We start from the raw sequence: 2,547 nt of genomic DNA on the forward strand, positions 1-2,547 counted from the left end.
GGCAGTGGCCGAAGGTAGCGTCCCGCCCGACCTTCGGCTCTGTCGTGCGGGCCGGTCAGTAACGCGGCCGGTTGAACCAGTTGACGCCGTCCCGGGTGGCCATGGCGACGATCCAGAGGACGCAGATCGCGATCCACAGCAGGCCGACCACCACGCCGAACCCGCTGCCCGCGGCCGTGCCCTGGGTCTGGCCGGCGCCGGTGATCGCGCTGACCGTCACGAGCAGGCCGAGCAGCAGGAACACCGAGGCGTACACGATGGTGGTGATCCGGGTGGCCGGGCCGCCCTTGCCGAACTTCACCCCGAGCGTGATCGAGAGCACCGAGGCGAGCAGGTAGACGATCCCGAAGACCAGCAGGATGCCGGCCGCCGCGTTGCCGAAGATCGCGGTGTCGCTGTCGGTGCTGTGCTGGTTGGCGACCGTCTTGGTGCCCGCGGCCGCGATCAGCAGGATGCCCGTGATGATGATCTGCACGCCACCGATGACGAACAGCAGCACCCGCGCGGTCATCACCAGGCCCGGCATGGACGGCGGGGCCACCGGTGCGTACCCGTAGGCCGGGGCGGCCTGCGGGTAGCCGTACGCGGCGGCCGGCGGCGGGGCCTGCTGCGGGTAGCCGTAGCCCGGGGCGGCCGGCGGCTGGCCGTACGGGTTGTTCGGGTCGGGCGGGTAGCTCATGGGTGCCTCCGGGCAGTTACGGGGACGCGGGGACGCGGGGACGGGACGTTGACGGCCCGGTGCCGGTCGGTGAGTCGGATCACCGGCCGAAGGGGACGTTAGCGGAGCGGGGTGACAGCCCGGCGGCGGTGACGGGCGCCGCGGCTCGGCAGCGTGGTGAGCGTCAGGGGCGCGAGCCGGCCGACGGGTGCGGCGCGGGCGGGACGGTGCCCTCGCGGTCGGACTGCTCGGTCTGCTGTGATCGGCTCACTGGCTCTTTCCCCCGGGTACAACGCTCCGCCGCGAGGGCCGTCGGCCCGTCACCGGGCCGGTTCGCGGCGGGAATGCGCTTATCGTCATCCGGACGACGGCGCCCTGTCCAGCCGGTTCAGCGCGCCGCGCCAAGACTGTGGCGCAACCGCAACGTGCGGCGGACCTCCGTACCCGTCCGTTCACCCGCCCCGTCCATCCGTCCGGGACCGTCCCGCGCCGTGCGGGCCCTCGGTACGGGGACCCCCGGCGATCCGGGAGAATGGGGTCATGACTGCCCAGATTCTCGATGGCAAGGCCACCGCCGCCGCGATCAAGTCCGAACTCGCCGCCCGCGTGGCGGCCCTCAAGGCGAAGGGCGTCACGCCCGGCCTCGGCACCGTCCTGGTCGGTGACGACCCGGGCAGCCGCTGGTACGTGAACGGGAAGCACAAGGACTGCGCCGAGGTCGGCATCGCCTCGATCCAGCGCGAGCTGCCCGCCACCGCCACCCAGGAGGACGTCGAGAACGTCGTCCGCGAGCTCAACGCCGACCCGTCCTGCACCGGCTACATCGTCCAGCTGCCGCTGCCCAAGGGCCTGGACCAGAACCCGGTCCTGGAGCTGATGGACCCGGACAAGGACGCCGACGGCCTGCACCCGACCTCGCTCGGCCGGCTCGCCCTGGGCATCGAGGGCCCGCTGCCGTGCACCCCGCTCGGCATCGTCGAGCTGCTGCGCCGCCACGACGTCGAGATCAACGGCGCCGAGGTGGTCGTGGTCGGCCGCGGCATCACCGTCGGCCGCTCGATCGGCCTGCTGCTGACCCGCCGCAGCGAGAACGCCACCGTCACCCTGTGCCACACCGGCACCCGGGACCTCGGCGCCCACCTGCGCAAGGCCGACATCATCGTGGCCGCCGCCGGCGTGCCGCACCTGGTGAAGCCGGAGGACGTCAAGCCGGGCGCGGCGGTGCTGGACGTGGGCGTCAGCCGCAGCGAGGGCAAGATCGTCGGCGACGTGCACCCGGGTGTGGCCGAGGTGGCCGGCTGGATCTCCCCGAACCCCGGCGGCGTGGGCCCGATGACCCGCGCGATGCTGCTCAACAACATCGTCGAGGCGGCCGAGCGCCGCGCCGGCATCTGACACCCCAGGGACGGCGAGCATGACTGAACCGAGCCCGGCACGGACCCGCCGCAGGCCGGTCAAGACCACCGGCACTGTGCCGCCCGAGGGCTCGGCCGCGGCCCTCGGACGCGATCACGCGCTGCCGGTGCGGCAGTGGCCGATCACGTTGGTCCTGCTGGTCGTCGGCGCCGGCCTCGCGGTCACCTGGTTCGCGGACTCCAAGGACGGTTTCAAGTACGGGCTGCTGGTCCTCGGCGGCGGCGTGCTGCTCGGCGCGGTGCTGCGGCTGGTGCTGCCCGAGGTCGGGATGCTGGCGGTGCGCAGCCGCTTCACCGACGTGATCGTGCTGAGCTTCCTGGGCACCTCGATCGTGCTGCTGACCCTGGTGGCGCAGCCGAACCCGTGGCTGCAGATCCCGTTGCTGGACAACATCGGCCAGCTGATGGGCCGGCCCAGGCACTGATCCGCAGGCCTGCGACGGCCCCCGCCCGGTGCCTTGGAAATCCAGGGCC

The 2,547-nt window shown here is 72.8% G+C and carries 3 protein-coding genes; 2 read left to right on the top strand and 1 reads right to left on the bottom strand.

Annotation, left to right across the window (positions count from 1 at the left end; genetic code table 11):
* Positions 1-55 precede the first annotated feature (55 nt).
* Positions 56-679: a hypothetical protein gene (locus ACFU7Y_RS42905; RefSeq protein ID WP_224282301.1), complete on the bottom strand. Its 624-nt coding sequence runs from the start codon at positions 677-679 to the stop codon at positions 56-58.
* A 519-nt stretch (positions 680-1,198) separates the two neighbouring features.
* Between ACFU7Y_RS42905 and ACFU7Y_RS42910 the strand changes: the two genes are divergently transcribed.
* Positions 1,199-2,053, top strand: coding sequence for a bifunctional methylenetetrahydrofolate dehydrogenase/methenyltetrahydrofolate cyclohydrolase (locus tag ACFU7Y_RS42910; protein WP_224282302.1), 855 nt, complete (start codon positions 1,199-1,201; stop codon positions 2,051-2,053).
* A gap of 19 nt (positions 2,054-2,072) precedes the next feature.
* Positions 2,073-2,498 carry a DUF3017 domain-containing protein gene (locus tag ACFU7Y_RS42915; RefSeq protein ID WP_224282303.1) on the top strand — a complete coding sequence of 142 codons (426 nt, stop codon included), beginning with the start codon at positions 2,073-2,075 and terminating at the stop codon, positions 2,496-2,498.
* Positions 2,499-2,547: the final 49 nt, after the last annotated feature.

It is taken from the genome of Kitasatospora sp. NPDC057542, from assembly GCF_042801945.1.
Taxonomy (GTDB): domain Bacteria; phylum Actinomycetota; class Actinomycetes; order Streptomycetales; family Streptomycetaceae; genus Kitasatospora.